Below are 24,117 nucleotides of genomic sequence, written 5' to 3' on the forward strand. Positions count from 1 at the left end.
AAATGCAACAGGCAAATAAACCCGCAGCCCAGCAGCAGATGCAAAAGTTTTTGATGATAGAGTTTATATTCATGTTTGCTGGTCTTGGGTTAATATTTATTATTAGCGATCCAGCAATAAGGAATCCCATAGGATACGATATGAACAAGGTATTTATGCCAATACTTGGATTTCATTATCAGTACCCTATCTTAACCATAATGCTTACAGGTATTATATTAGGTTTAATATCATCGATACCAAGGTATTTTTTCACTGACTGGATTAAAATGGGTAAGGCACAAACTGTCAGCAGGGCATATCAGCAGGCGATGAGACAGGCGATGCGTGATGGTGACAGGGTAAAGGTTCAGAAACTGCAAAAAATGTCCATGGAGAGACAGATGGATCAGGCTGCAATATCAATGAATACAATGAAACCTCTATTTGTTACAGAGGTTTTTTTCTTTTTGATCTTTATCTGGCTTTATGTATTCATACTGACATTAAATTATCAGGTTGTTGCAATGCCATGGGATTTTGATCTTAACATAGTAACCACAAAGGTTTATATAATACCATTATGGATGGCCCTTTATACACTTGGAAACTTGGCTGTCGGTTATTTTGTAACAATGATCATGAAATATGTTGATTTTACATACAAAATAAAGAAAATTGAGGAGGAGGAAGCCTCTTCACTATGATAGTTACAATAAGTGGTGAATCAGGATCAGGTAAAACAACGGTTGGAAAATTACTGGCAGATAAATTAAATTATAGATTTTATTCTGGTGGTTATTTTTTTAGAAAGAAGGCTGAAGAGTACCACATGAGCCTGATTGAGTTTAGCAAATACGCAGAGGAAAATAAAAATATAGATATGGAGGAGGACAATTCAATTCTTAATTTTATGAGGGAAAATGACAATATAATAATAGAATCAAGGTTGTGTGGATATCTTTCAAAACATAATAATATAGATGCCTTAAGAATTTTTCTGGAGGCTGATGAAGAGACACGTATATCAAGGATATATTCACGCGATAATAATGCCGGGAGATCATCAATAATATGCCGTGAGAGGTCTGAATTAAGAAGATATATGACATTTTATGGTATTGATTATCGAAATTACATATATTATGATTATATAATTAAAACAGAACTGTACCGGCCGGAGGATATTGTTAATTATATTTATTCTATTATCAATAGATAACATGGAAAATATTAAGTGCATAATCTCAATAAAGCTGTAACTTATGGAAAATATTGAAAACAGTATAAATGGATTCATTGTACTAGATAAACCGGCAGGTCCAACAAGCCATCAGGTGGATTCGTGGGTAAGGGATATTACCGGTGAAAAAAAGGTTGGCCATATAGGCACTCTTGATCCAAATGTTTCTGGGGTTCTTGTCATGGCCCTGGGCAAGGCCACAAAGCTAATTGACATAGTGCATGAAAGGCCAAAGGAATATGTTGCAGTTATGAGATTTTATAAAGAACTTCAAGAAAAAGATATAAGATCAGTATTCTCCCAATTTACTGGAAAGATATACCAGCTTCCACCAGTAAGGTCGGCCGTAAGCAGGGAATTAAGGATAAGGGAAATATATTCATTGGATGTACTTGAAATAAAGGATAAGCTTGTTTTATTTAAGGTGAAATGTGAATCCGGTACTTACATAAGAACATTATGCACTGATATAGGTTATGTTGCAGGCCCAGGCGGACAGATGGCAGATTTAAGGCGGTTATCGACTGGAGATTTCACAGAGAATATGGCACACACCCTGCAGGATTTGAGTGATGCTGTTATTTTGTCAAAACTTGGTAAGCCCGAATACCTTAATAATATGATTATAGGTATGGACTTTATTTTTAAGAACACACCAAAAATTATAATTAAAAAGAGTGCCATTAAGAACATTCTTAAGGGATCAGATATATTCCCACCCGGCATTAAAACTGTGCTGGGGAACCCCAGAAAGGGGGACAGGGTGGCAGTGTATTCAGAGGAAAATGAATTAATAGCCTATGGAACAATGCTTGTGGATACACTTAATGACCTAAAGGCTGTTGACATAGATGGGCTTCTTGTGGAGAGTGATAACGGTGGAAAAGATAATGTGGTACGGCGTGGTGAGGAACGGAAAAATATACCGGTTTATAAACCTGGAAAAAGATTACATAAAAATACTGAACATGCTAAGGAGCGGAATAATACCGGAAACGGAAAAAAACCCATCAGAAACCATACCGGATTTAAGGGAAATAATTCTTTCTTACGAAAAGGAAAGAATAAATGAGGAATTCTCAGGAGACCAGTACATTATAAAAATATATTCGGTTAAAAGGGAACTTGATGAGATTATAAATTTATATCTTGAAAAATTACTGTCAATTTATATGATTATGGACATAAACTACGGTAACGATCCATGTGCATATTTTAATAAATTATTAAATTCCGATGTAAATGATATAGACCGGCTAATAGCAAATATGGGCATTGAGTTATGCCAGTTCAGGGAGAAAATAAGCGATTATCTTTATTCAAAATTAAACAATTACATGCCAAATACAGTAAAATTAATAGGGTATGATTTATGCCTGGAATTTCTCTGGAAAAGTGGTGGTTTAAAAAATCTTGTAAAGTACCCTGCAAGTACATTACAAATTCTGGGTGCTGAAAAGTCATTTTTTAAGCATATGCGTACAGGGTCACCATCACCAAAATATGGCATACTTTTTAATTATCCCGGCCTTTCCTCACTTCCGGTAAAAAAGCGTGGAAAGATAGCAAGAATAATTGCCAATAAGATGGCCATAACCATAAAAATGGATTATTTTGGGAGGTCAGGAGACGTGCAATCCATGAGGGATTATATACTTGAAAAAATGAAAAATTAGGTATAATTTGGCTTTGCAAACGGTGGGATTTCCTCAGGATATCTGCCTGTCAGGCAGCCAGTACACAGATTTGATATGCCTATGGCCTTTTTAAGCCCGTTTATTGAGAGATACCCCAGTGAATCCGCACCTATCTCATTTTTAATGTTCTCCACTGTCTTTTCGTTTGCAATAAATTCATCCTTAGTTTTCATATCCACACCAAAATAGCAGGGTGCAATAATTGGAGGTGACCCTATCCTTACATGAATTTTTCCCGCGCCATCCTTTTTAAGCAGGCTAATAATGAATTTCATTGTATTTCCACGAACAATACTATCATCTATAAGAACAATATCCTTACCTGATATCTCTGATTTTATGGGGTTAAGTTTTAATTTTATTGCATTATACCTGCTTTGCTGATCAGGCATGATAAAGGTTCTATCAGAATATCTATTCTTGATCAGCCCCTCACTGTACGGTATTCCAAGCTGCACTGCATATCCCAGGGCCTGCGACCTTCCAGAATCAGGTACAGGTATTACAACATCAGCCACTGCAGGTTCTTCTATTGCAAGTATTTTCCCCAGATTATACCTGACATTAAAAACCTCCCTGCCATCTATAATGCTATCAGGCCTGGCAAAATAGACATACTCAAACATACAGTGGGAATGCTGCCATTCTATGGTAAATATGCTTTTAATTACACCATTGTTTATCTCAACAAGCTCACCTGGTTTAACATCCCGTATCAATTCACCTGAAACTGTGTCTATTGCAGCGCTCTCTGAGGCTATCATGATGCCATCAGAATTCTTTCCTATTACCAAAGGCCTGTATCCCCTGGGGTCTCTTAAAGCATATAATGTATTATTAATTAGTATGGCCGCTGCATATGAACCTTTAAGTTTAAACATGGCCTTTTTAATTCCATCATATATTCCATATTTATTTATCTCACTGGCCATTAAAATGAGCATTACCTCAGTATCGCTGGAGCTTGTGAATATATATCCATTTTTTTTAAGTTCCTCCCTGAGATCATGTGCATTGGTTATCTCACCATTGTGTGATATCCCTATATAACCAAGAGAACTGGAAATAACAAAAGGACCAGCATTTTCAATTCCCTTGGAACCTGAGGTAGAATACCTGTTATGGCCTATTCCTATATTACCAGGCAAAGACGACGATTTAAAAACCTCTGATACAAGTCCCATGCCCTTGTTTATATGTATACTTCCATCATAGGTGGCCATTCCTGAACTTTCCTGGCCTCTATGCTGAAGGGCCTTTAATCCAAACAAAATATTTATAAAGGCATTATTACCGTAGTATCCAACCACGGCACATTCTTCACTTGGCTTTTGCCCAGTTGTAGTGTCTGATTCTGGGTGATGGGAATCCACAGTAGGAACACCTTTTTTGCCTTATATTATAACTGTTATGGCCGCACCTTCTGCAACGTATGTGCATTTTTTTATTATTCATTTTTCCCATTGCTGCTGTACCATTGCTCATTTTAATCTCCTCCTGATGGTGATATAAATATTATATTGTCACCTCTTAAAAGCATCTTATCAAACACACCCTTATTCTCTCCATTAATTGTTTCTGATACATTTTTAAGTACCAAGTTCATGTATATATCATACCCTTCAAGTATCCCTGAATAGCTTCTGGATCCCTTAACATCTATCATAATGTTTTTCTCAAGTGAATTTTTTAATGTATCCATGGGTCTCGCAATGAATCCTGGTTTATTATTTGCCATTATTTTCACCATCCAAATTATTAATTACAACGTAATATAGAAATGATATAATAACTTTTATGAAACTTATATAATTTATGTTTAATTATATATATTATTGGTTATCTATTTTAAAAAATCTATTGGGTTTTTTTAATATTTTGTCTTGATATTATAAAGCTTGAAAATGAAAGTGCCACAATTAAAACTGAAATTGATATAATCTCATTAAATTCTATTGCGGAAGAAAATTTGGCCTGAAAAATTATTAATAATATTTCCCTTGCTGAAAACGAGATGGCTGCATTTAAGATATACTGTACTGTTTTGCCTGTACCATCAAAAAAGTCTGATACACTTTCATATATCTCAAAAATAACAACCGCTAAAAGGGAATTTTCAACTATTATATCTATGAATGTATATAAAATGTTCTCCCCGCTGCCTTTATAATACAAAACACTGTTATATATTGCAATGATCATGTAAACTATTACAGCAATAAATGCCGCCAGAAGAAGAATTTTTAACAAAACTGTAATCGCATTAATAAGCTTTTTATCCAGATTTTCAAATCTATAGTTCATGTAAAATTGCATCATATAGATTTATTTAATTATTTTTCTAAATCAATTTAGTAAAAATATGTAGGGAATTTTTAATTGAAAAATTCTAAATTCTTAAAAGGTATTAACAATAATGAATTCTGAGGAATTATTTAAGGAGGCACAAACCTTATTTCCAATGGGTGTCAATTCACCGGTGCGTTACTATAAGCCAGTCCCTGTAATATTTAAACATGGATATGGGTCCAAAATTTATGATGTTGAAAATCACGAATATATTGACTATTCCCTTGCATTTGGCCCCATGATACTTGGCCATGCCAATAAAACTGTAGCAGAAAAGATAAAAAATCAGGTGGATTCAGGCATACTTTTTGGCTCACTTACCGAAAATGAGGTAAAGCTTGGAGAGATTATACGGAATGCGGTAGGATCGATAAAAATGATGAGGTTTACCAACTCTGGAACAGAGGCAACAATGCATGCTATAAGGCTTGCCAGGGGGTTTACCGGCAGAAAGCTTATAGTAAAGATGGAGGGTGGATATCATGGTGCACATGATTATGCATTGATTAAATCTGGAAGTGGAAATATAACATTCGGCGTCCCATCATCTGCCGGCGTTCCAGAAGAGGTTTCAAAGACTGTTCTGGTTGGACAGTATAACGACATTGAAAGTATAGAGACATTATTTAAACAGTACGGCAATGATATAGCATGTGTTATAACAGAACCTGTACTTGGAAACATAGGCGTTGTAAGTCCAAAAAATGACTTTTTAAAATCTCTCAGGGAAATCACAGAAAAATATTCTTCCCTTTTGATTTTTGATGAGGTTATTACTGGATTCAGATTCGCCTTTAAGGGTTATCAGGACATTATTGGCATAAAACCTGATCTTACAACCATGGGTAAAATTATAGGTGGTGGAGCCCCAATAGGTCTTTTCGGAGGCCGTGAGGACATCATGGAAAAGATCAGCCCAAGCGGGGATGTCTATGAGGCTGGAACATTTTCAGGAAATCCATTATCAACCGCTGCAGGGATAGCCACACTGGAAATTTTAAGAAATAAGGATTATAACTACATTAATAACTATGCCAGCATGCTGGGAAAGGCTCTGGAAGAAATTACATCAGAACTGCATATGGATGTCCAAATAAATGTTGCATATTCAATGCTCCAAATGTTTTTCAATAAAACTCCTGTTGTTGATTACAGAACTGCCATTTCATCAGATGCAAATAAGTTTAGGAGGCTCTTTATGGAATTATTAAAACTTGGCATATATGTACCCCCAAGCCAATTTGAAACACAGTTCATAAGCTTTGCACATACAGATTCAGATCTAAATAAAACTGTGGATGCATACACAAAGGCCCTGGAAAGCATTAGAGATTAATATAAGTGATATATAAACAAATTATGGCTAAATTTTTTAGTTATTAAAATTTTTCATTTACCAACTAATTTATATAATTTCAAATTATTAAGATTAGACACGTATGTCCCTAATAGACCTAGTTTCCTGGAATTATAAGGATACACCAGAAGAGTTTAATAAACAGGTTAGAAATGGGTACGAATATTTTGAGGATTTAATGATTAAAAATTCAATAGATAACTTTGTAATTCTAATAACATGTAACAGAATAGAGATATATTTTGAAAATAAGTTGCAAAAAGAAATACCTGCTGATGGTGCAATAAAACTTTCGTATCCAGAATCGGTTTTTCATTTATTTAATGTATCCTCCGGTCTTGAATCAATGGTTGTTGGTGAAAATGATATACTAAGGCAGATTAAGGACGCAGCAGATTTATCAAGAAAAAGGATGCATATGAGCAAGATTTTGGATTTTACATTTCAGAAGGCACTATCTATTGGAAAGCTTGTAAGAACCCAAACGAATATAGCACATGGAAAAACCTCAATGGCAGCCATTGCCACCGATATTATAGAAAATAAATATAATTCTTATCATAATTTATGTATAATAGGTACTGGCAAAATGGCAGAATCACTTTTAAATTATTTAAAGGGTAATAATGGTATTAAAATAACAGTTGCTGGAAGAAATATAGAGCATGCAAAAGATCTTGCCATAAGATATGGATGTTATTATTCAGATTTAAGCGATATAAATGGTATTGTAAATAAAAATGATATTATAATCACGGCCACATCATCAAAAAAATACATAATAGATTCTGGGATTCTGGCAGGAATTAATGATAAAAGAATCTTAATTGATCTTTCAAACCCCCCCAATATAGAAAAAATTGGCAGGAAAAATATCGAAATTTATTCATTTGAAGATATTGGGAAAATATCTGAAGAAACCAGAAAACAGAGGGACATAGAGATAAGAAAGGCAAGAAGTATAATAGAAGATGAATTTAAATTATATGAGTATAAAATTAACCAGATAAGATCAGATGATATAATAGCAATATTTTATAAATTTGCTGAAAAAGTAAAGGAAGATGAAGTAAATGAACTTACAAAAAAGGTTGACCTTAACGAGGTTCAGTTAAAATACATTAATTTGATGATGAATTCATTTACAAATAAGATATTATCACCATACACAAACAGCGTTAAAACATTTATTAAAAATAATGAAAGGTATTCATATATACTCAATGAGTATGAAAAAATGCTTAATGAACGCCTTGGCAGCAATTTAAAAAAGTTATTGGAGGAAAATTAACTTCCATAGATGATATTATATTATTATAACATTGATTTTTAATAATTACCCAGAATCGTATAATTAAATTAATTTAAATGGATGAATTTTCAATATGGTTAATATTAGGCTAATTAGAAATATGAATGTTAAATATGGTGCAGTATAAATAAACAGTCTAAATGAAGAATTTTTATCATTATTTTTAATAAATAAATATGAATAATAAATGACAGGTATTGATAATATTAAAACTATAATAAGATAGATATAATTGAATATCCCTATAAAATAAGGTATAATTGAGAATACTATCAAAAGTATTGATGAGAATGATATGGCAATTGCTGTTGTTTTATCTGAATAAACTACAGGAAGCATCGGGACATTTGCCTTTTTATAATCGTCCTTATACCTGAAGGCAAGGCTCCACACATGAACAGGAATCCATATCATAACAAGTATAAACAGTATCCAGGGAAGCCATGAAAATGAGTTTGTAATTGAATACCAGCCAATTAAAACAGGAAAAGCGCCGGAAAAGCCACCAAATATTATGCTAAATGGTGATATCTTTTTAAGCCAGTAACTGTAAATCACAACGTTATCAAAGATTCCAAGAAGCATAAATAATGCTGAAATAAATTTTAAAAAAATTATTAAAATTACTATTGAGGATATTGACAGTATGTAACCGAATAAAAGTGCCCCTTTCTTTGATATCTCTCCCCTTGGTAATGGCCTGCCCTTTGTTCTTTCCATAACAGAATCCATGTTATAATCTATGTAATTTGTAAGGCTCTCTGCACCCATTGACCCAAGCATAACTGAAACTGTTGCTATAATAATATATATTACATTTTCAACACTATAATCTTTAACTGCCAAAATTGCACCTGCAAATCCTGTAAAAACTAGTAACCACCATACTCTTGGCTTTGTATATTTAATGTAAATCGAAATTTTATTTGACATCCATACGCCTTGATATTAACCAGATATTTAACTTAAATAAATAACTTTATTGATTTTAAATGAAATAATGTGTAATTGAAATGACGGTATGTTATACTCAGGCTTCATAATAAATATAAAAAGTAAAATATACGTAAAATACAAAATTCAGTATTGGGCTTTAAAAGTAGTGTTTGTGGGGTTATATTATTTTTCAATAATTAAAATATGAAAAATTTATAAATAAGTTAACAATAGATATGTATGTCACAGTCAGATAATATTAATAAAATAATTAACAAGGCAAGATTAAACAACTCATTAAGAGATTTACCATCGGTCCTTGTTCCAGTATGGCAGATAAAGATAAGGGAAAGATTTGGCATTAATGTTGATAGGGAAATAGCAGAATATATAGTTCTGGCAGCTCATGAGAGTGGAACGTGGAAGAGGCAGAGGGCCATTAGAAAGATAGAGAAGCTTCTTATCGAAAGGGGTGGAGATAAAACCGAATCATATAATATTGCAAAAAATATAGTGGAGATGGCAGTTGGTAACCCACAGCAATAACATTTCCAGGAAAAGCCTTGAAATATTTCTTCAGAATATTGAAAAAATTTCATCTTATAAAATAAATTTAGAGCAGTATCCCACTGATTCCTATACTGCATCATTTATCTTGTGGAATGCCTATTTCGATGGGAACATAGCACAAAAAAATGTAATAGACCTTGGAACTGGAAATGGCATCCTTGCCATGGGATCAGTATATCTTGGGGCTGCAAGTGTAACCGCTGTAGATATAGACCCTGAGGCAATAGAAATTGCAAGGCGCAACTCCATTGAGAATGGCCTAAATATAAATTTTAAAAACCGCGATGTTTCAGACATTTCAGGTGAATATGACACTGTTATTATGAACCCTCCATATGGGTCAGTAAACCGGCATGCAGATCTGCCTTTTATTAAAAAAGCATTTGAAATAGGTTATTATATATATTCAATACATAATTTTAAATCTCTTGATTTTGTAAGAAAATTATATGAAGAGTGTGGGGAAATAATAAGAATGAATGAAATTGAAATTGCCGTTCCGCATATTTATCAGCATCATAAAAAAGATTTGTACCATATAAAATCAGTGCTCATTTATGCAAAATCCAAAAAACATGAAAAAATTATATAGCTAAAAGTAATATTAAGCAAAACCTGATCCAGTATGGTTTTATAATGGCCGGGGTGGGGTAATGGATATCCTTGGGGACTGTGGATCCCCGGACCCGGGTTCGATTCCCGGTCCCGGCCCTCTTTTTATATAATGCAAAAATTAACCATAGTTTATCTGGTATTAATATTGTAATATTAAAATATTTTAAAATTAAAATCCACGTAAAGAGACTTAATTATATTTTTATATTTATTTTATATATTGTTATATGGCAGATCAAATAAACAGAGATGAGCTATTAAAAGACCCGGTTAAAGATGAGCATATTAATAAAAATACAACCCTTGGAGAATTAATTAATATTTTTGCCAAGAGTGGTGGATTTACCTCCAAAAAAATTTATGAGGGGTATGAAATACTAAAAGAAGAATTTACAAGTGATGAAACCACATTTCTGTCCTTTCCTGCAGATATTATATCAACAGGAACAAGAGGTATTATAAATCAGCTTGTAAAAAATAAACTGGTGGATGTTATAATTACAACAAACGGTACACTAGACCATGATATAGCCAGAACATATACAAATTATTATGCAGGTACATTCAATTTCGGTGATACCTTATTAAGGGATTTAAGAATCAACAGGCTTGGTAATGTGTTTGTACCGGACGAAAGTTACGGTGAAATTATAGAAAAAAAGGTAATGCCAGTACTCGAGGAGCTTTATAAGGTCAAGAAGGAATGGGCAGGCTGGGAACTCATAAGGGAAATAGGGCTTAAAATGCACGATGACAACTCAATATTGTACAACGCGGCAAAAAATGATATACCCATATTTGTTCCCGGCATTACTGATGGTTCTGTTGGTTCACAGCTCTGGTCATTTTATGAAATGAACCATGACTTTAAAATAAATTTATTGGAGGATGAGCATAAATTATCTGACATAATATTTGATGCAAAAAAAACAGGTGCATTAATGATAGGTGGCGGCATATCAAAGCACCATACAATATGGTGGAACCAGTTCAGGGATGGTCTGGATGAGGCGGTTTATGTAACAACAGCCCAGGAGTATGATGGGTCATTATCTGGTGCAAAACTTGAGGAGGCAATAACCTGGAAAAAGGTTAAGGAAAATGCAAAATTTGTAAATATTTATGGAGACGCTACAGTTATATTGCCAATACTTCTTGGGCCATTCCTGTAAATTTAATTTATTTTTAATAAATTATTATCATTTGTTCTGATATTTATTTAAATTTTTACGTAAGGGATTTATTTTTTGTTTCGGGTGCGTATTTAATTGTAATTATAAGTCCTATTAACTCGAATACTGCGAAGTATATTACTATTGTTTTTAAACCATACAATGCATCAATAATTGGAAATGAAAAAACTGCAAGTATGGAACCAAGTCTTGATACAGATGTTGCAAAGCCCATTGCTGTTCCCCTTATACGTGTTGGGAAAATCTCTACAGGATATGCATATGTCATTGGGCTTGGCCCCAGATTATGGAAGAAATGTACAATACCAAATGCACTGAAGGTCATAATTAACCCAACAACCATGTATATATTCATGAAAAAGAATATAATAAGTGCAATGAACGATCCTAAAAATCCAATTATTAGGAGAGATTTTCTGCCTATTTTATCCACATAGTATATTGCTATTAAAAATCCTATAAATACTGGTATGGATTCTGCCATACCTGTAAACACTATATAAAGGTCTGCATAATAGGATGTGATCTCTGTTGAAAATATCAGGGGTGAATATGTCCATATGCCATAGCTAACAATGTCATAGGAAAACCATGCAACTGAAATAAAAATGGAATAGACAAGATATTTCCCCTTTAAAACGTCCCTGATTTTAGAACCACCAACCTCAAGTTCAGGGATTTTATTTATTCTGTATCCTGTATATTTTTCCATTTCAAGCCTTGCCCTCTCACCAGCATTTTTACCAAATTTGTGCTGTATCCAGTATGGGCTCTCTGGCATTTTTTTCCTAGAATATAATACCAAAATGGGGAATATTGCACCGATTATATACATAAATCTCCATGCATTTACACCAGTAAAAAGCACCAATGGAACGGCGACAAATAAAAAAATTATTGATCCAATTGAAAATGAAAAAATGTTAATTAAAAGGTATTTTCCCCTTACCTTTTTTGGAGAAAATTCGGCCTGTATTGATGAGCTTATTGGATAATCAGCACCAATACCCAACCCCACAAGAAATTGAAAAATTGAAAAGTTTACGTAATTTGTTGAAAATCCAGTTAAAAAAATAAATATGGAAACTGCTATTAAATCGTAGACATAAATATATCTCCTGCCATAAATGTCTGCCATTTTACCAAAAATAATGCTGCCAGCAAAAACTCCCAGAATTGATGAAATACCCATAATTGAAATCTCATAGCTTGTTAATGCCATTACCTTTATTAAATATAGAAGGGCATATGAGAATACAGTAAGTGTGTATCCATCCATCATTATACCCATGGAGGATAGAATTGTTATTTTCTTTAACATGGGGGTTTGTGGTATGTCCTCAATAGTGTTATACGCCATCATTAAATGTTAATTACAGGTAAATATATAAAAATTTTTGTAATTACTCATATATAAGTAATATTGTCCATCCATTACCGCGAAAATATTATATACCGGCATGTAATTTCTATTAGACGACGGCCATAACATCGGGGAAATACCAGGTCTCTTTCCGAACCCGACGGTGAAGCCCGGTGTGTTTCATACTGTACTATCTTCCGCGAGGGGATGGGAACTATGTTTCGCTGTCGTTATTTATATTTAACAAAATTAATTAACCCTCTTATTATTACCTTTTATGATTAACCCTTGGAGTTCAAAACAATATTTTGATTATGAAAAATTAAAAAAGGATTTTGGAATAGAAAATACAGATAATTTTTTTAATCATTACCTTTTTACAAGGAGATTAATCTTTGGTCAGAGATCCATAAGTTATATAGAGTTTGCAATAAAGAATAAAATGCCTTTTAATGCCGTTACAGGGCTAATGCCATCTGGAGAAATGCATCTGGGGAATAAGATTACCATAGACCAGATGATGTATTTTCAAAGCCTTGGTGCCAGGGTTACAATAGCAGTTGCTGACCTTGAATCATATGCAACAAGGGGCATATCATTTGAAAAGGCAAGAAATATTGCAATAAATAATTATATTGTTAATTACATATCCATGGGATTAAAACCCTGCAATATATACTTTCAATCAGAAAATTTTGATATGCAGAAAACTGCATATGTTTTATCAAACGAAACAAACATGTCTGAACTGAAGGCAATATATGGCCTGGAGGATTCATCATCCATTTTACATGTAAATGCCCCAATAATACAGGCATCAGACGTACTTCATGTGCAGTTAGGAAAATACGGTGGCCCTGCTCCAACAATTGTTCCTGTCGGAGTTGATCAGGACCCTCATATAAGATTAATGCGCGATCTTGCCCAGCGGTACAGAATATACAATGTAAAGAAGGAAAATACTGGAATATCAGTATATATCAGGGGAAAAAATGACCCGCATGAGTTTATTGATAGGGCTGTTGAAATCCTTTCAAAGAATTTATACAAAACCGAAATTAATTATGAATACAGATCAATAAAAATATCAAATTCAGTCCCAGAGGATGATATTAAAATCGATATCATTCTGGCAAACCTTGAAAAGGACTTTAATGATATGACATTTATAGGGCCATCTGCAACATTCCAGAAGCTTGAAACTGGTCTAAAGGGCGGAAAAATGTCCTCATCTGTACCAGATTCATTGATATCACTCAATGATGATCCAAAGGAGGCTGAAAGGAAAATAAAAAATGCGGTCACCGGAGGAAAAAAAACTATTGAGGAACAGAAACAGTTTGGCGGCAATCCAGATATATGCCCGGTCTTTGAACTTTATGCCTACCATAATCCTGATAATGAATATGTTACAAGGGTGTACGATGAGTGCAAGGGTGGTGCAAGAATGTGTGGCTCATGCAAGGCCGAGGCTGCTGAAAATATATCAAAATTCTTAAAAGATTTAAAAGAAAAAAGGGATGAATCCATGACAAAGATTAATGATTATCTCATGAATAAATCCCTTTGAATCATGGAATACAGATTCTTTAGCTCCTCTGGTTTAAATAAACCATATTCAGTTATAAAGGCGGTTACATATTCATGTGGGGTAACATCGAATGCAGGATTTCTTGCATGGCTTTCTGCCGGGCCCAAATGCTTATCATTTACAATTAGAACCTCATTTTCATCACGCTCTTCTATTGGTATTTCATCACCTGATTTGATTGAAAAATCAAATGTGCTTCCTGGAGCAGCAACATAAAATGGTATGTTGTTTACCCTTGCCAGTACTGCCTTTTCATATGTGCCTATTTTATTTGCAAAGTCACCATTGGCCGCTATTCTATCGGCCCCAACTATTACAAGATTTACATCCTTATTTTTCATGAAATATCCGGCCGCATTGTCTGCTATGATTGAATGTTCTATTCCCTCCTGCTGAAGTTCCCATGCAGTAAGTCTGGCCCCCTGCAATCTGGGCCTGGTCTCGTCAACGTAAACAAAAATATTTTTGCCGCTATCGTGTGCAATTCTCATCGGTGCCAGTGCAGTACCCCAGTCAACCACGGCCAAAGCTCCAGCATTGCAGTGTGTTAGTATCTTATCACCAGACTTTATTAATTCATTGCCGTATTCCCCTATTTTTTTTGATCTGGCTGTAATTTCCATTGCATACCTCCTTGCTGCCGATTCTGCAAATTTATTATTTTTCATATAATCAATAGCCTTAAAGAGATCATATGCTGTCGGCCTAGATGATGCAATGCGCTTAACAGCCTCATCCATATTTTCCTTATTCTTACTGGCCATGGCAAGACCATATGCGGCTGTTACGCCAATTGCGGGGGCACCCCTAACCACCATGTTTTTAATTGCATAATATATATCATCACTATTTTTAGCGGTAAAAATTTCAATTTTATCTGGTATCAATCTTTGGTCTATCAGCTTTACCTCTCCATTTTCATACCAAACAGCAAGCAGTGTTTTTGTTTCACCATCAATATTAACTTTCATGTTTAGATAATATCAAATCAAATATTAAATTTGCCCATTATCTTAATTTATTGCAAAATAATCTGGTTTATCAATTTTATTTAGGTTATTATCTAAAAAATTAAAACCTGAATTGACCAACAAATTTTCAGAATACTAATATGATAAAATATCTATAATATTCATTGGTGTAATAAATAAGTGTATTAAAATTAAAAATAATAGATAACCGGTGAAAAATCAACATAAAAAAGTAAAAATTTAAAATACTATTTCGTGATATGGTTAAATACACAAAAAGTTATATCCATAAATAATATATTATAGCGAGCTACTTTGTATGGGTCCGTAGCTCAGCTAGGTAGAGCGTCTGGCTTTTAACCAGGCGGTCAGGGGTTCAAACCCCCTCGGACCCGTTTGGTGATAAAATGAGTAAGTTTAATGTGCTTGAGCACGAGATAGTGCCTGAACACCATTTGGTGCCTGTTGAAGAGGAATATAAAGTTTTAAAAATGCTGAATGTTACAAAGGAAAACCTCCCAAGGATAAGCATTAATGATCCTGCCGTTAAGGCACTGGAGGAAATCCATGGAAAGTTAGAGCCTGGGAGAATAATTAAAATTATACGGAAGAGTCCGACTGCAGGCTACTATGAATATTATAGAGTAATTGTGAAGAGTGTGATATAAATGAACCCAATTTTGGATGCTTTTTTTAAATCGGAAAGTGTTGTAAACTATCAGATTGACTCCATGAATTATTTTTATGCATCAAAAACAAACCCGGATAATATAATGCAGCAGATTGTTGATGAGACAAAAATATCTGATGATGCCACACCAGGTGTTATAGAACTTGACACAGCAAAAACCCATGGCCGTGAAATTAAAATCTATTTTGGCAGGGAAAGGGATGAGAATGGAAAACCTGTGGGTGACCCAACAATATGGGTTGATAAACCTGAAATTAAGGAGGCCTCAGGTGCATCAAATCAAATAACACCGCAAGAGGCAAGATTAAGGGACCTAAATTATATGGCCCCTATTATACTTCGCTTAAAGGTTGTCGAAGATGGAGTTGAAAAGGATACAAGCACAATAAAAATTGGTGAAATACCAGTCATGGTAAGATCAAAAATATGCACGCTGTCCGATCAAAATCTTGATTTATATATAGAAAAAAATAACGGCCCTATTGACGGAACAAGGGAGGAGAAATTAAAATATGTTGATGAGGACCCAACAGACCCCGGGGGATATTTCATTATAAAGGGAACAGAAAAGGTCATTGTCTCACTTGAGGATCTTGCACCAAACAAGATACTTGTTGAATATGAGGAGAAATACGATTCCAAGGTTGAGGTTGCCAAGGTTTTCTCACAGAAAGGCGGATTCAGGGCATTAATATCAATGGAAAAGGGCAATGATGGAATTATTAATGTATCAATACCCACAGTTGCAGGCAGCGTTCCACTTGTTATTTTAATGAAGGCTCTTGGAATAGAGAAGGATGTTGATATACACAATGCCATATATTCTGATATAAGAATGGATCCATTAATTTATGCAAACATAGAAGATGCAAAGAATCCAAAAATATTACCACCAAATGGTGTCAATACAAAGGATGATGCCATATCATACCTGGAAAAAAGATTTGCAGCGGGCCAGGCCAAGGAATTCAGGGATAAAAAAATCGTACAGATGCTTGACCGTGCGCTATTGCCACATCTTGGTGGAGATGTTTCAGACAGGCTTAAAAAGGGCATATACCTTGGAAGAATGGCAAGATCACTTTTGGAATTAAATCTTGGTATAAGAAATGTTGATGATAAGGATCATTATGCAAATAAAAGGATAAAATTATCCGGTGACCTTCTTGATGAGCTTTTTAGAAATGCATTTCAATCTGTAATGAAGGATCTAAAATATCAGCTTGAAAAAACCTATAATAAAAAGAGGGGAATAAGGCTTAGACCTGCTGTTAGGCAGGATCTATTAACACAAAAAATCCTTCATTCAATGGCCACAGGAAACTGGATAGGCGGTAGAACTGGTGTTTCACAGCTTCTTGATAGAACATCCAATATGGCCACGCTAAGCCATCTTAGAAGGATTATATCGCCATTAACCAGATCACAGCCGCATTTTGAGGCGAGGGATTTGCATCCAACACAGTGGGGAAGAATATGCCCCAATGAAACACCCGAGGGCCAGAATTGTGGACTGGTTAAAAATGCCTCATTAATAATCAATGTAACCCAGGGTATTGATCCTGATATAGTTTATAATGAACTGAAAAATATGGATATTTATGAAATAACACAGGAGGAATTCTCAGGCAGGGTATATTTAAACGGAGACTTTATAGGTTATCATGACGACCCTGCAACATTAACAGAAACAATAAGGAATTTAAGGAGATCCGGAAAGATATCCAATGAGGTTAATGTAAAATATGATAGAAATACAAACGAGGTTATTATAAACTGCGATCGTGGAAGATTAAGAAGGCCACTGCTTGTGGTTAAGGATGGCAAAACAGTCCTTAACGAGGACATGCTTGAAAAATTAAGGATGGGTGACTATACAGTCAATGATCTGGTAAAGCTTGGGGCTATTGAATGGCTTGATGCAGAGGAGGAGGAAAATGCATACATTGCAGTTTATCCATTTAGCTTCCCGGAAAAATGTCCAAACTGTGGCGAGGTTCTGTATAGAAATTCAGTAACATGGGTAAATCCTGGCGAGGATAATGTTGTTCTTGAATGCGATAAATGTCATGCAAGGTTTAAGGGCACAAATCTTCTAGAAAAGGATCATACACACTGTGAAATTGACGCATCAATGATCCTTGGTGTTGTTGCATCCTTAATACCATATCCTGAGCATAATTCATCTCCAAGAATTACAATAGCCTCTGCAATGATTAAGCAATCCATAGGGCTTCCCGCCGCAAATTACAGGATAAGAACAGATACGAGAGGTCACCTGTTGCACTACCCACAGGTACCACTGGTAACAACAAAGGTTATGGACTTTATAAAATATTACAGAAAGCCTGCAGGCCAGAATTTTGTTGTCGCAATATTATCATATCATGGTTATAACATGCAGGATGCCATAATAATGAATAAGGCATCAATAGAAAGGGGCCTCGGAAGAAGTGCATTCTTTAGAACATACACAGCAGAGGAAAAGAGGTATCCAGGAGGCCAGGAGGATAAATTTGAGATACCGAGCCATGATGTAATAGGCGCCAGGGCAGAAGAATTTTATAAAAATCTGGATGAGGATGGTATAATAGAGCCAGAATCCAGGGTTGAAGGTTCCGATGTTCTTGTTGGAAAGACATCACCACCAAGATTTCTAGAGGAGGAAAATGCCGACAAGCTTGGGCCTTTAAGGAGGAGGGAATCCTCTGTTACGGTAAGACCAAATGAGTCAGGTTATGTTGACAATGTATTCCTTACGGTTTCAGAAAGCAACAGCAAGATAGTTAAGGTGAAGGTCAGGAGCGACAGGATACCTCAGCCAGGAGATAAATTTGCCTCAAGGCATGGACAGAAGGGTGTAATCGGCCATGTTGTTCCTCAGGAGGATATGCCATTTACCGAGGATGGCATAATCCCGGATTTATTATTTAATCCTCATTCAGTGCCTTCAAGAATGACCCTTGGACATGTGCTTGAGATGATGGGCGCAAAGGTTGCAACCATGAGTGGAGAGAATATAGATTCAACAATATTCGATGGCCAGCCTGAAAAGAGTCTAAGAGAGGAACTTAAAAGATACGGTTTCAGGGAATCAGGTAATGAGGTAATGTATGATGGTATAACTGGCAGAAAATTTAAGGTTGATATATTCATAGGGGTTATTTATTATCAGAAGCTTCATCACATGGTGGCAAGCAAATTCCATGCCAGATCCAGAGGGCCAATACAGATATTAACAAGACAGCCCACAGAGGGCAGATCAAGACAGGGAGGTCTCAGATTTGGTGAGATGGAAAGGGATACATTAATTGCCCACGGTGCATCAATGGTTATAAAGGATAGGCTGCTGGACCAGAGTGATGGAACAATACTTTATGTTTGCGGCAACCCCTCATGCGGCCATATAGCAATATATGATTTCAGAAAGGGTACATTAAGATGCCCTGTATGCGGTAATACAGGAAATATATATCCAATAGAGACCAGTTATGCATTTAAATTAATGAGAGATGAATTAAGCTCCATGGGAATTGTCATGAGGCTTGAACTGGGTGATATGAAATGAGTTTTAATAATGTTTCTAAAAGAATTGAAAAAATAAAATTTGCATTACTTTCACCTGAGGAGATTAGAAAAATGTCCCAGGTTAGGGTTATTACACCAGATACCTACGATGATGATGGTTACCCAATAGAAAAAGGGTTAATGGATCTTCACATGGGTGTTATTGAACCAGGACTTAAATGTGCCACATGTGGTGGCAGGGTAGATGAATGTCCCGGTCATTTCGGGCATATCGAACTTGCCATGCCTGTTGTACATATTGGCTTTGTTAAGGAAATTAAAAACATGCTTGATTCTGCATGCAAATCATGTGGGAGAATTAAATTAACAGATGAGGAAATAGAAACATATAAAAAGCAGTTAAGTGCAATAAATTATGAAACAGAGGATCCTGAAATAATAGATCTAACATTAAAGAAGATCCTTGACGTTGCAGCACAGAGGGTAAAATGCCCTCACTGCGGTGCTGACAGCCCAAAGGTAATACTGGATAAGCCAACAACATTCAGGGAGGGTGGAATAAAAATAACACCCAAGGAAATAAGGGAAAGGCTTGAAAAAATACCGGATGATGACCTTATATTTTACGGTCTAAATAAGGATGCAGCAAGGCCGGAATGGATGGTTTTAACAGTATTACCGGTTCCACCAATTGATGTAAGGCCATCAATAACATTGGAAACAGGAGAGAGAAGTGAGGATGATCTTACACATAAGCTTGTTGATATAATAAGAATATCCCAGCGGCTTAGGGAAAGCAGGGATAATGGATCACCACAGTTGATTATAGAGGATTTGTGGGACCTCCTTCAGTACCATATAACAACATATTTTGACAATCAGACTGCTGGAATACCGCCTGCAAGGCACAGGTCTGGCAGGGCATTAAAAACCCTTGTTCAGAGATTAAAGGGTAAGGAGGGTAGATTCAGGGCAAATCTATCAGGTAAAAGGGTAAACTTTTCATCGAGAACTGTTATATCACCCGAGCCATTCCTATCAATTAATGAGGTGGGAATACCTGAAATAGCAGCCAGGGAGCTTACAGTTCCTGTAATAATAAACTCATTCAATATAGACAAAATGAAGGAATGGATAAAAAGGGGGACATCACCAAGAACGCCTGACGGCAAGTACATTGCCGGAGTCAATTATCTTATCAGGCCAGATGGGCGCAGAATAAAGATTACAGATCAGAATGCTGAAATTAACAGTGAAAGGGCCGACATAGGATGGACAGTGGAACGCCAGATGACCGAGGGCGATATAGTCCTGTTTAACAGGCAGCCATCACTTCACAGAATGTCAATGATGGCCCATACAGTGAGGGTACTTCCTGGAATGACATTTAGATTTAATCTTGCTGTTTGCACACCTTACAACGCAGATTTTGACGGGGACGAGATGAACCTCCATGTTATCCAGAGTGAGGAGGCCAGGGCAGAGGCAAGAATAATAATGAAGGTTCAGGAACAGATTTTATCCCCAAGATTTGGAGGGCCAATTATAGGGGCAATACACGATCATATAACAGCCCTTTTCCTCCTAACACATAATAACCCATTATTCTCAGAGGAGGAATTTATACACATAACATCCTACTTAAATATAGATAAAATGCCTGATCCTGTTATAAAGGATGGCAAAAAATATTATCACGGCAGGGATATTTTCTCACTTATACTGCCAGAGGGCATAAATATGAAATTTAAGAGCCATCTCTGTGCCGGTTCCAAGGATAAATGCGAGTATGAAAATGACCCTGAGGATACATACGTTGTCATAACCAACGGAAAATTAATACATGGTACAATAGATGATGAGGCTGTTGGCCCATTCTCCGGTGTAATTGTAGATAGAATATTTAGAAAGTTTGGACCTGACGCTGCCGCCAAATTTGTTGATAATGTAACACGCCTTGCCGTTGGGTTCCTGAGTTTTAATGGATTCTCAACCGGAATTAAGGATTATGATATACCTGCAGATGCAATTGCAAGGATAGAGGAAATATCAAACGAGACCATAGAAAAGATAGACAAGCTAGTTGAGGCTTTCAGGGCAGGACAATTACAGCCAATGCCTGGAAGATCAATTGAGGATACACTTGAGGTTGAAATACTTGGTGAAACTGGTTCAGTAAGGGATGAATCAGGTAAAATAGCATCATCGTACCTTGGTCTAAATGACCCATCAGTTATTATGGCAAGATCAGGTGCCAGGGCAAAAATGCTGAACATTGCAGAGGTTGCGGGTATGGTTGGCCAGCAATCAGTTAGAGGTGGAAGGCTTAATAGAGGTTATGCAAACAGAACCCTGCCGCACTTCAAGGAGAATGATCTTGGTGCCTATGCGAGAGGATTTATTAAATCATCCTACAGGGCAGGGTTGAGTCCCACAGAGTATTTCTTCCACAGTATAGGAGGAAGGGAAGGCCTGGTGGATATCGCCGTACGTACTTCAAGGAGTGGATATATGCAGAGAAGATTAATTAATGCATTTGAAGATCTTAAGGTAGATCCAGAAAGAAGGGTTGAGGATACTGTTGGGTCAATAGTACAGTTTAAGTACGGTGAGGATGGCATAGATCCAACACGCAGTGATGAGGGCAAAACCATTGATATTGATTATATAGCATACGATGAGCTGGGTGATGAACAATGAATGTAATTCTATGGAAGGATACAAAAAAGAATATTTCAGATATAGAAAAAAAGGCTCCATGTTATTATGCCATAGATTTTGATATACCCGCAGATATAACAAAGGGATACATAACCACAGATAAAAAGAATTTTGAGTATGAAACATCAATTTCTGAGATAAAAAAGTATGATGAAAACACAGATAAGGATTTATTATTCAAAAAGAAGCCCGCATCTGTTACTGTTATAAAAATTGATTCAATTAAAAAGATAGATAAAAAACCAATTTCAGATTTTAAACTTAATGATAACAAATCAGAGATTGATTCATTTGCAGTAGGGGAGGAATTTACAGTTGAATATAAGGAAAAATCTGAATATAAGATTCCAGAGAAGGATGAGGATGTTATTGCGGATCTTAAGGCACGTGGATATAACTTTCCATTATCTGTTGTTGATAAGCTGGCAAAGTATAAAAAGGAACTACCACCAGATAAGTATGAAAAACTATTAAAAAGGGTTAATTTGGAAATAGAAAAACGTGAGGTCGACCCATATGAGGCTGTTGGCATTATCGCAGCCCAGAGCATAGGTGAACCCGGAACACAGATGACTATGAGGACATTCCACTTTGCAGGTGTGGTGGAAATGAACGTTACCCTCGGCCTTCCAAGATTAATCGAAATAGTCGATGCAAGAAGGATACCAAGCACACCGTCAATGACAATTTATCTTACCAAGGAATACAAAAATGATGGTGAGAAGGTAAAGCAGCTCATAAAAAATCTTGAAAATACAGCCATAATCGATGTTGCGGATATTATTACAGATGTTGGAGACATGTCCCTTACAATTAAACTTGATGCATATAAAAGTAAGGACAGGCTTGTAAATATTTCTGATGTAATTAACGCCCTTGATAAGATAAAGGGGATAATATACAATCAGGTAGATAATGAGAGAATTTTAATAAAATTACAGCAGGAATCATTTAAGAGGTTATACCAGCTACAGGAGCAGTTAAAGGTTACACCGATAAAGGGCGTGCCAAAAATAAAGAGGGCAATAGCAAGATATGATAATTCCAGCAATGAGTGGATATTATACACGCAGGGTTCCAATCTAAAGGATGTATTAAATATAGAAGGCGTTGATCCAACAAGGACATATACAAATGATATAATAGAGATAGAAAACGTTCTTGGAATAGAGGCTGCAAGGAATGCAATATACCGTGAGGCTGAAAACACATTAAGCGAGCAGGGACTTGACGTGGATAAACGGCATTTAATGCTTGTATCTGATATGATGACCTTCTCAGGTGCTGTAAGGGCAGTTGGAAGGCAGGGAATATCTGGAAGAAAAAGCAGTGTACTTGCCAGGGCCGCATTTGAAATTACATCAAAGCATCTGCTTAAGGCGGGCCTTCTTGGAGAAATTGACCCATTAAGTGGTGTGGCGGAAAACATTATTGTTGGACAGCCCATAACACTTGGTACCGGTGCAATAGATCTTGTCTATAAGGGGCAGAAAAAATAAATGGTAGGGTAATTTATATGAATGAAATAACTCTTGATAATACAACGCTTGGTTATATTAAGCTATTTGAAAGCTACACAAAAACAAATGTTTATGAATGCCTTGAAAATGAGGAGATGGTATTATTCGTAGTTGGGGAGCGAAAGCTGGCAGAGATATTTAAAAAACATGAAAAAATTATAACAGACCTAAAGGATAAAATAAATAAAAGAATACTCATGGCCGAATATTCTCCAGACCTTCTTACATTTGTGCATAACCTGTTTTTTAGGTACGATGTCAAGGAAATAGATCTGATCTGGAAGGATAATGCAACCAATGTGTTTGTGTCAATTGCACCTGAAAATATCGGAAGGGCTATAGGAAAGGAGAGCAGAAATGTAAAATTAATGAGGGATGCCATTGCCAGATATTTTAAGATTAAAAATGTGATTATAAAGCAAAGATAAATATCGGAAGGGCTATAGGAAAGGAGAGCAGAAATGTAAAATTAATGAGGGAT

General features: G+C 35.7%; 22 protein-coding genes, 2 tRNA genes and 1 rRNA gene. 18 read left to right on the forward strand and 7 right to left on the reverse strand.

All coding sequences use genetic code 11. The features are described from left to right. The first annotated feature begins 2 nt into the window (after positions 1–2). From AOG54_RS00205 to AOG54_RS00220, 4 genes are read left to right on the forward strand one after another with little or no spacing between them, the layout of a single operon-like run. The gene (locus AOG54_RS00205) at positions 3–686 is read left to right on the forward strand and encodes a DUF106 domain-containing protein (protein WP_048101748.1); all 684 of its coding nucleotides are present in this window, start codon (positions 3–5) and stop codon (positions 684–686) included. Then, the gene (cmk, locus tag AOG54_RS00210) at positions 683–1,201 is read left to right on the forward strand and encodes a (d)CMP kinase (RefSeq protein ID WP_048101747.1); all 519 of its coding nucleotides are present in this window, start codon (positions 683–685) and stop codon (positions 1,199–1,201) included. The genes AOG54_RS00205 and cmk overlap by 4 nt, the downstream gene beginning before the upstream one ends. Before the next feature lie 43 nt (positions 1,202–1,244). Beyond that, complete coding sequence (locus tag AOG54_RS00215) at positions 1,245–2,294, forward strand: RNA-guided pseudouridylation complex pseudouridine synthase subunit Cbf5 (protein WP_048101746.1); 1,050 nt, start codon at positions 1,245–1,247, stop codon at positions 2,292–2,294. Further along, positions 2,191–2,898: a hypothetical protein gene (locus tag AOG54_RS00220; protein WP_052656779.1), complete on the forward strand. Its 708-nt coding sequence runs from the start codon at positions 2,191–2,193 to the stop codon at positions 2,896–2,898. The genes AOG54_RS00215 and AOG54_RS00220 overlap by 104 nt, the downstream gene beginning before the upstream one ends. Here the strand turns inward: AOG54_RS00220 and purF are convergent. From purF to AOG54_RS00240, 4 genes are all read right to left on the reverse strand, one after another. Beyond that, positions 2,895–4,292 carry an amidophosphoribosyltransferase gene (purF, locus tag AOG54_RS00225; protein WP_048101745.1) on the reverse strand — a complete coding sequence of 466 codons (1,398 nt, stop codon included), beginning with the start codon at positions 4,290–4,292 and terminating at the stop codon, positions 2,895–2,897. The two genes, AOG54_RS00220 and purF, sit on opposite strands and share 4 nt — an antisense overlap. Next, positions 4,240–4,404, reverse strand: coding sequence for a 50S ribosomal protein L37e (locus AOG54_RS00230; RefSeq protein WP_048101744.1), 165 nt, complete (start codon positions 4,402–4,404; stop codon positions 4,240–4,242). The genes purF and AOG54_RS00230 overlap by 53 nt, the downstream gene beginning before the upstream one ends. Position 4,405: 1 nt before the next feature. Then, a complete protein-coding gene (locus tag AOG54_RS00235; protein WP_048101852.1) occupies positions 4,406–4,657 on the reverse strand; it encodes an LSM domain-containing protein in 252 nt (83 codons plus the stop codon). Positions 4,658–4,776: 119 nt separating this feature from the next. Further along, positions 4,777–5,223 carry a phosphate-starvation-inducible PsiE family protein gene (locus AOG54_RS00240; RefSeq protein ID WP_048101743.1) on the reverse strand — a complete coding sequence of 149 codons (447 nt, stop codon included), beginning with the start codon at positions 5,221–5,223 and terminating at the stop codon, positions 4,777–4,779. 112 nt (positions 5,224–5,335) lie between these two features. Between AOG54_RS00240 and hemL the strand changes: the two genes are divergently transcribed. Together hemL and hemA are read left to right on the forward strand one after the other, a co-directional pair. Beyond that, positions 5,336–6,604 carry a glutamate-1-semialdehyde 2,1-aminomutase gene (gene hemL / locus AOG54_RS00245; protein ID WP_048101742.1) on the forward strand — a complete coding sequence of 423 codons (1,269 nt, stop codon included), beginning with the start codon at positions 5,336–5,338 and terminating at the stop codon, positions 6,602–6,604. 103 nt (positions 6,605–6,707) lie between these two features. Further along, a complete protein-coding gene (gene hemA / locus AOG54_RS00250) occupies positions 6,708–7,916 on the forward strand; it encodes a glutamyl-tRNA reductase (RefSeq protein ID WP_048101741.1) in 1,209 nt (402 codons plus the stop codon). A 63-nt stretch (positions 7,917–7,979) separates the two neighbouring features. On the opposite strand, the gene AOG54_RS00255 is transcribed toward hemA, so the two are convergent. Continuing rightward, the gene (locus AOG54_RS00255) at positions 7,980–8,870 is read right to left on the reverse strand and encodes a heme o synthase (RefSeq protein WP_048101740.1); all 891 of its coding nucleotides are present in this window, start codon (positions 8,868–8,870) and stop codon (positions 7,980–7,982) included. Positions 8,871–9,113: 243 nt separating this feature from the next. Between AOG54_RS00255 and AOG54_RS00260 the strand changes: the two genes are divergently transcribed. The 4 genes from AOG54_RS00260 (at position 9,114) to AOG54_RS00275 (ending at position 11,230) form a co-directional block, all read left to right on the forward strand. After that, positions 9,114–9,419, forward strand: coding sequence for a hypothetical protein (locus tag AOG54_RS00260; RefSeq protein WP_048101739.1), 306 nt, complete (start codon positions 9,114–9,116; stop codon positions 9,417–9,419). Beyond that, on the forward strand, positions 9,400–10,035 hold the full coding sequence (locus AOG54_RS00265; protein ID WP_231563425.1) for an METTL5 family protein: 636 nt from the start codon (positions 9,400–9,402) through the stop codon (positions 10,033–10,035). The genes AOG54_RS00260 and AOG54_RS00265 overlap by 20 nt, the downstream gene beginning before the upstream one ends. Before the next feature lie 47 nt (positions 10,036–10,082). After that, a tRNA-His gene (locus AOG54_RS00270) sits at positions 10,083–10,154 on the forward strand. A 131-nt stretch (positions 10,155–10,285) separates the two neighbouring features. Further along, positions 10,286–11,230 carry a deoxyhypusine synthase gene (locus tag AOG54_RS00275; RefSeq protein WP_048101738.1) on the forward strand — a complete coding sequence of 315 codons (945 nt, stop codon included), beginning with the start codon at positions 10,286–10,288 and terminating at the stop codon, positions 11,228–11,230. A 55-nt stretch (positions 11,231–11,285) separates the two neighbouring features. Here the strand turns inward: AOG54_RS00275 and AOG54_RS00280 are convergent, their stop codons facing one another. After that, entirely contained in the window at positions 11,286–12,614 is a 1,329-nt protein-coding gene (locus AOG54_RS00280) for an MFS transporter (protein ID WP_052656774.1), read from the reverse strand. Between the two features lie 112 nt (positions 12,615–12,726). Here AOG54_RS00280 and rrf point away from each other — a divergent pair. Together rrf and AOG54_RS00290 are read left to right on the forward strand one after the other, a co-directional pair. After that, positions 12,727–12,847: ribosomal RNA gene (gene rrf / locus AOG54_RS00285) — 5S ribosomal RNA — on the forward strand. A gap of 44 nt (positions 12,848–12,891) precedes the next feature. Continuing rightward, entirely contained in the window at positions 12,892–14,184 is a 1,293-nt protein-coding gene (locus AOG54_RS00290) for a tryptophan--tRNA ligase (protein WP_048101737.1), read from the forward strand. On the opposite strand, the gene mtnA is transcribed toward AOG54_RS00290, so the two are convergent. Continuing rightward, positions 14,160–15,176 (reverse strand): S-methyl-5-thioribose-1-phosphate isomerase, encoded by a 1,017-nt coding sequence (mtnA, locus tag AOG54_RS00295; protein WP_048101736.1) that lies wholly within the window; start codon positions 15,174–15,176, stop codon positions 14,160–14,162. The two genes, AOG54_RS00290 and mtnA, sit on opposite strands and share 25 nt — an antisense overlap. A gap of 321 nt (positions 15,177–15,497) precedes the next feature. On the opposite strand from mtnA, the gene AOG54_RS00300 reads away from it, so the two are divergent. The 6 genes from AOG54_RS00300 (at position 15,498) to AOG54_RS00325 (ending at position 24,064) form a co-directional block, all read left to right on the forward strand. Further along, a tRNA-Lys gene (locus tag AOG54_RS00300) sits at positions 15,498–15,571 on the forward strand. A gap of 12 nt (positions 15,572–15,583) precedes the next feature. Next, on the forward strand, positions 15,584–15,844 hold the full coding sequence (locus tag AOG54_RS00305; RefSeq protein WP_054963859.1) for a DNA-directed RNA polymerase subunit H: 261 nt from the start codon (positions 15,584–15,586) through the stop codon (positions 15,842–15,844). Further along, positions 15,845–19,435: a DNA-directed RNA polymerase subunit B gene (locus tag AOG54_RS00310; RefSeq protein ID WP_048101735.1), complete on the forward strand. Its 3,591-nt coding sequence runs from the start codon at positions 15,845–15,847 to the stop codon at positions 19,433–19,435. Next, entirely contained in the window at positions 19,432–22,095 is a 2,664-nt protein-coding gene (gene rpoA1, locus AOG54_RS00315; protein ID WP_048101734.1) for a DNA-directed RNA polymerase subunit A', read from the forward strand. Before AOG54_RS00310 ends, rpoA1 begins: the two co-directional genes overlap by 4 nt. Further along, positions 22,092–23,615, forward strand: coding sequence for a DNA-directed RNA polymerase subunit A'' (gene rpoA2 / locus AOG54_RS00320; protein WP_054963858.1), 1,524 nt, complete (start codon positions 22,092–22,094; stop codon positions 23,613–23,615). The genes rpoA1 and rpoA2 overlap by 4 nt, the downstream gene beginning before the upstream one ends. A gap of 17 nt (positions 23,616–23,632) precedes the next feature. Next, positions 23,633–24,064: a NusA-like transcription termination signal-binding factor gene (locus AOG54_RS00325; protein ID WP_048101732.1), complete on the forward strand. Its 432-nt coding sequence runs from the start codon at positions 23,633–23,635 to the stop codon at positions 24,062–24,064. Positions 24,065–24,117 lie beyond the last annotated feature (53 nt).

Origin of the sequence: Acidiplasma aeolicum, assembly GCF_001402945.1 — an archaeon.
Taxonomy (GTDB): Archaea; Thermoplasmatota; Thermoplasmata; order Thermoplasmatales; family Thermoplasmataceae; genus Acidiplasma; species Acidiplasma aeolicum.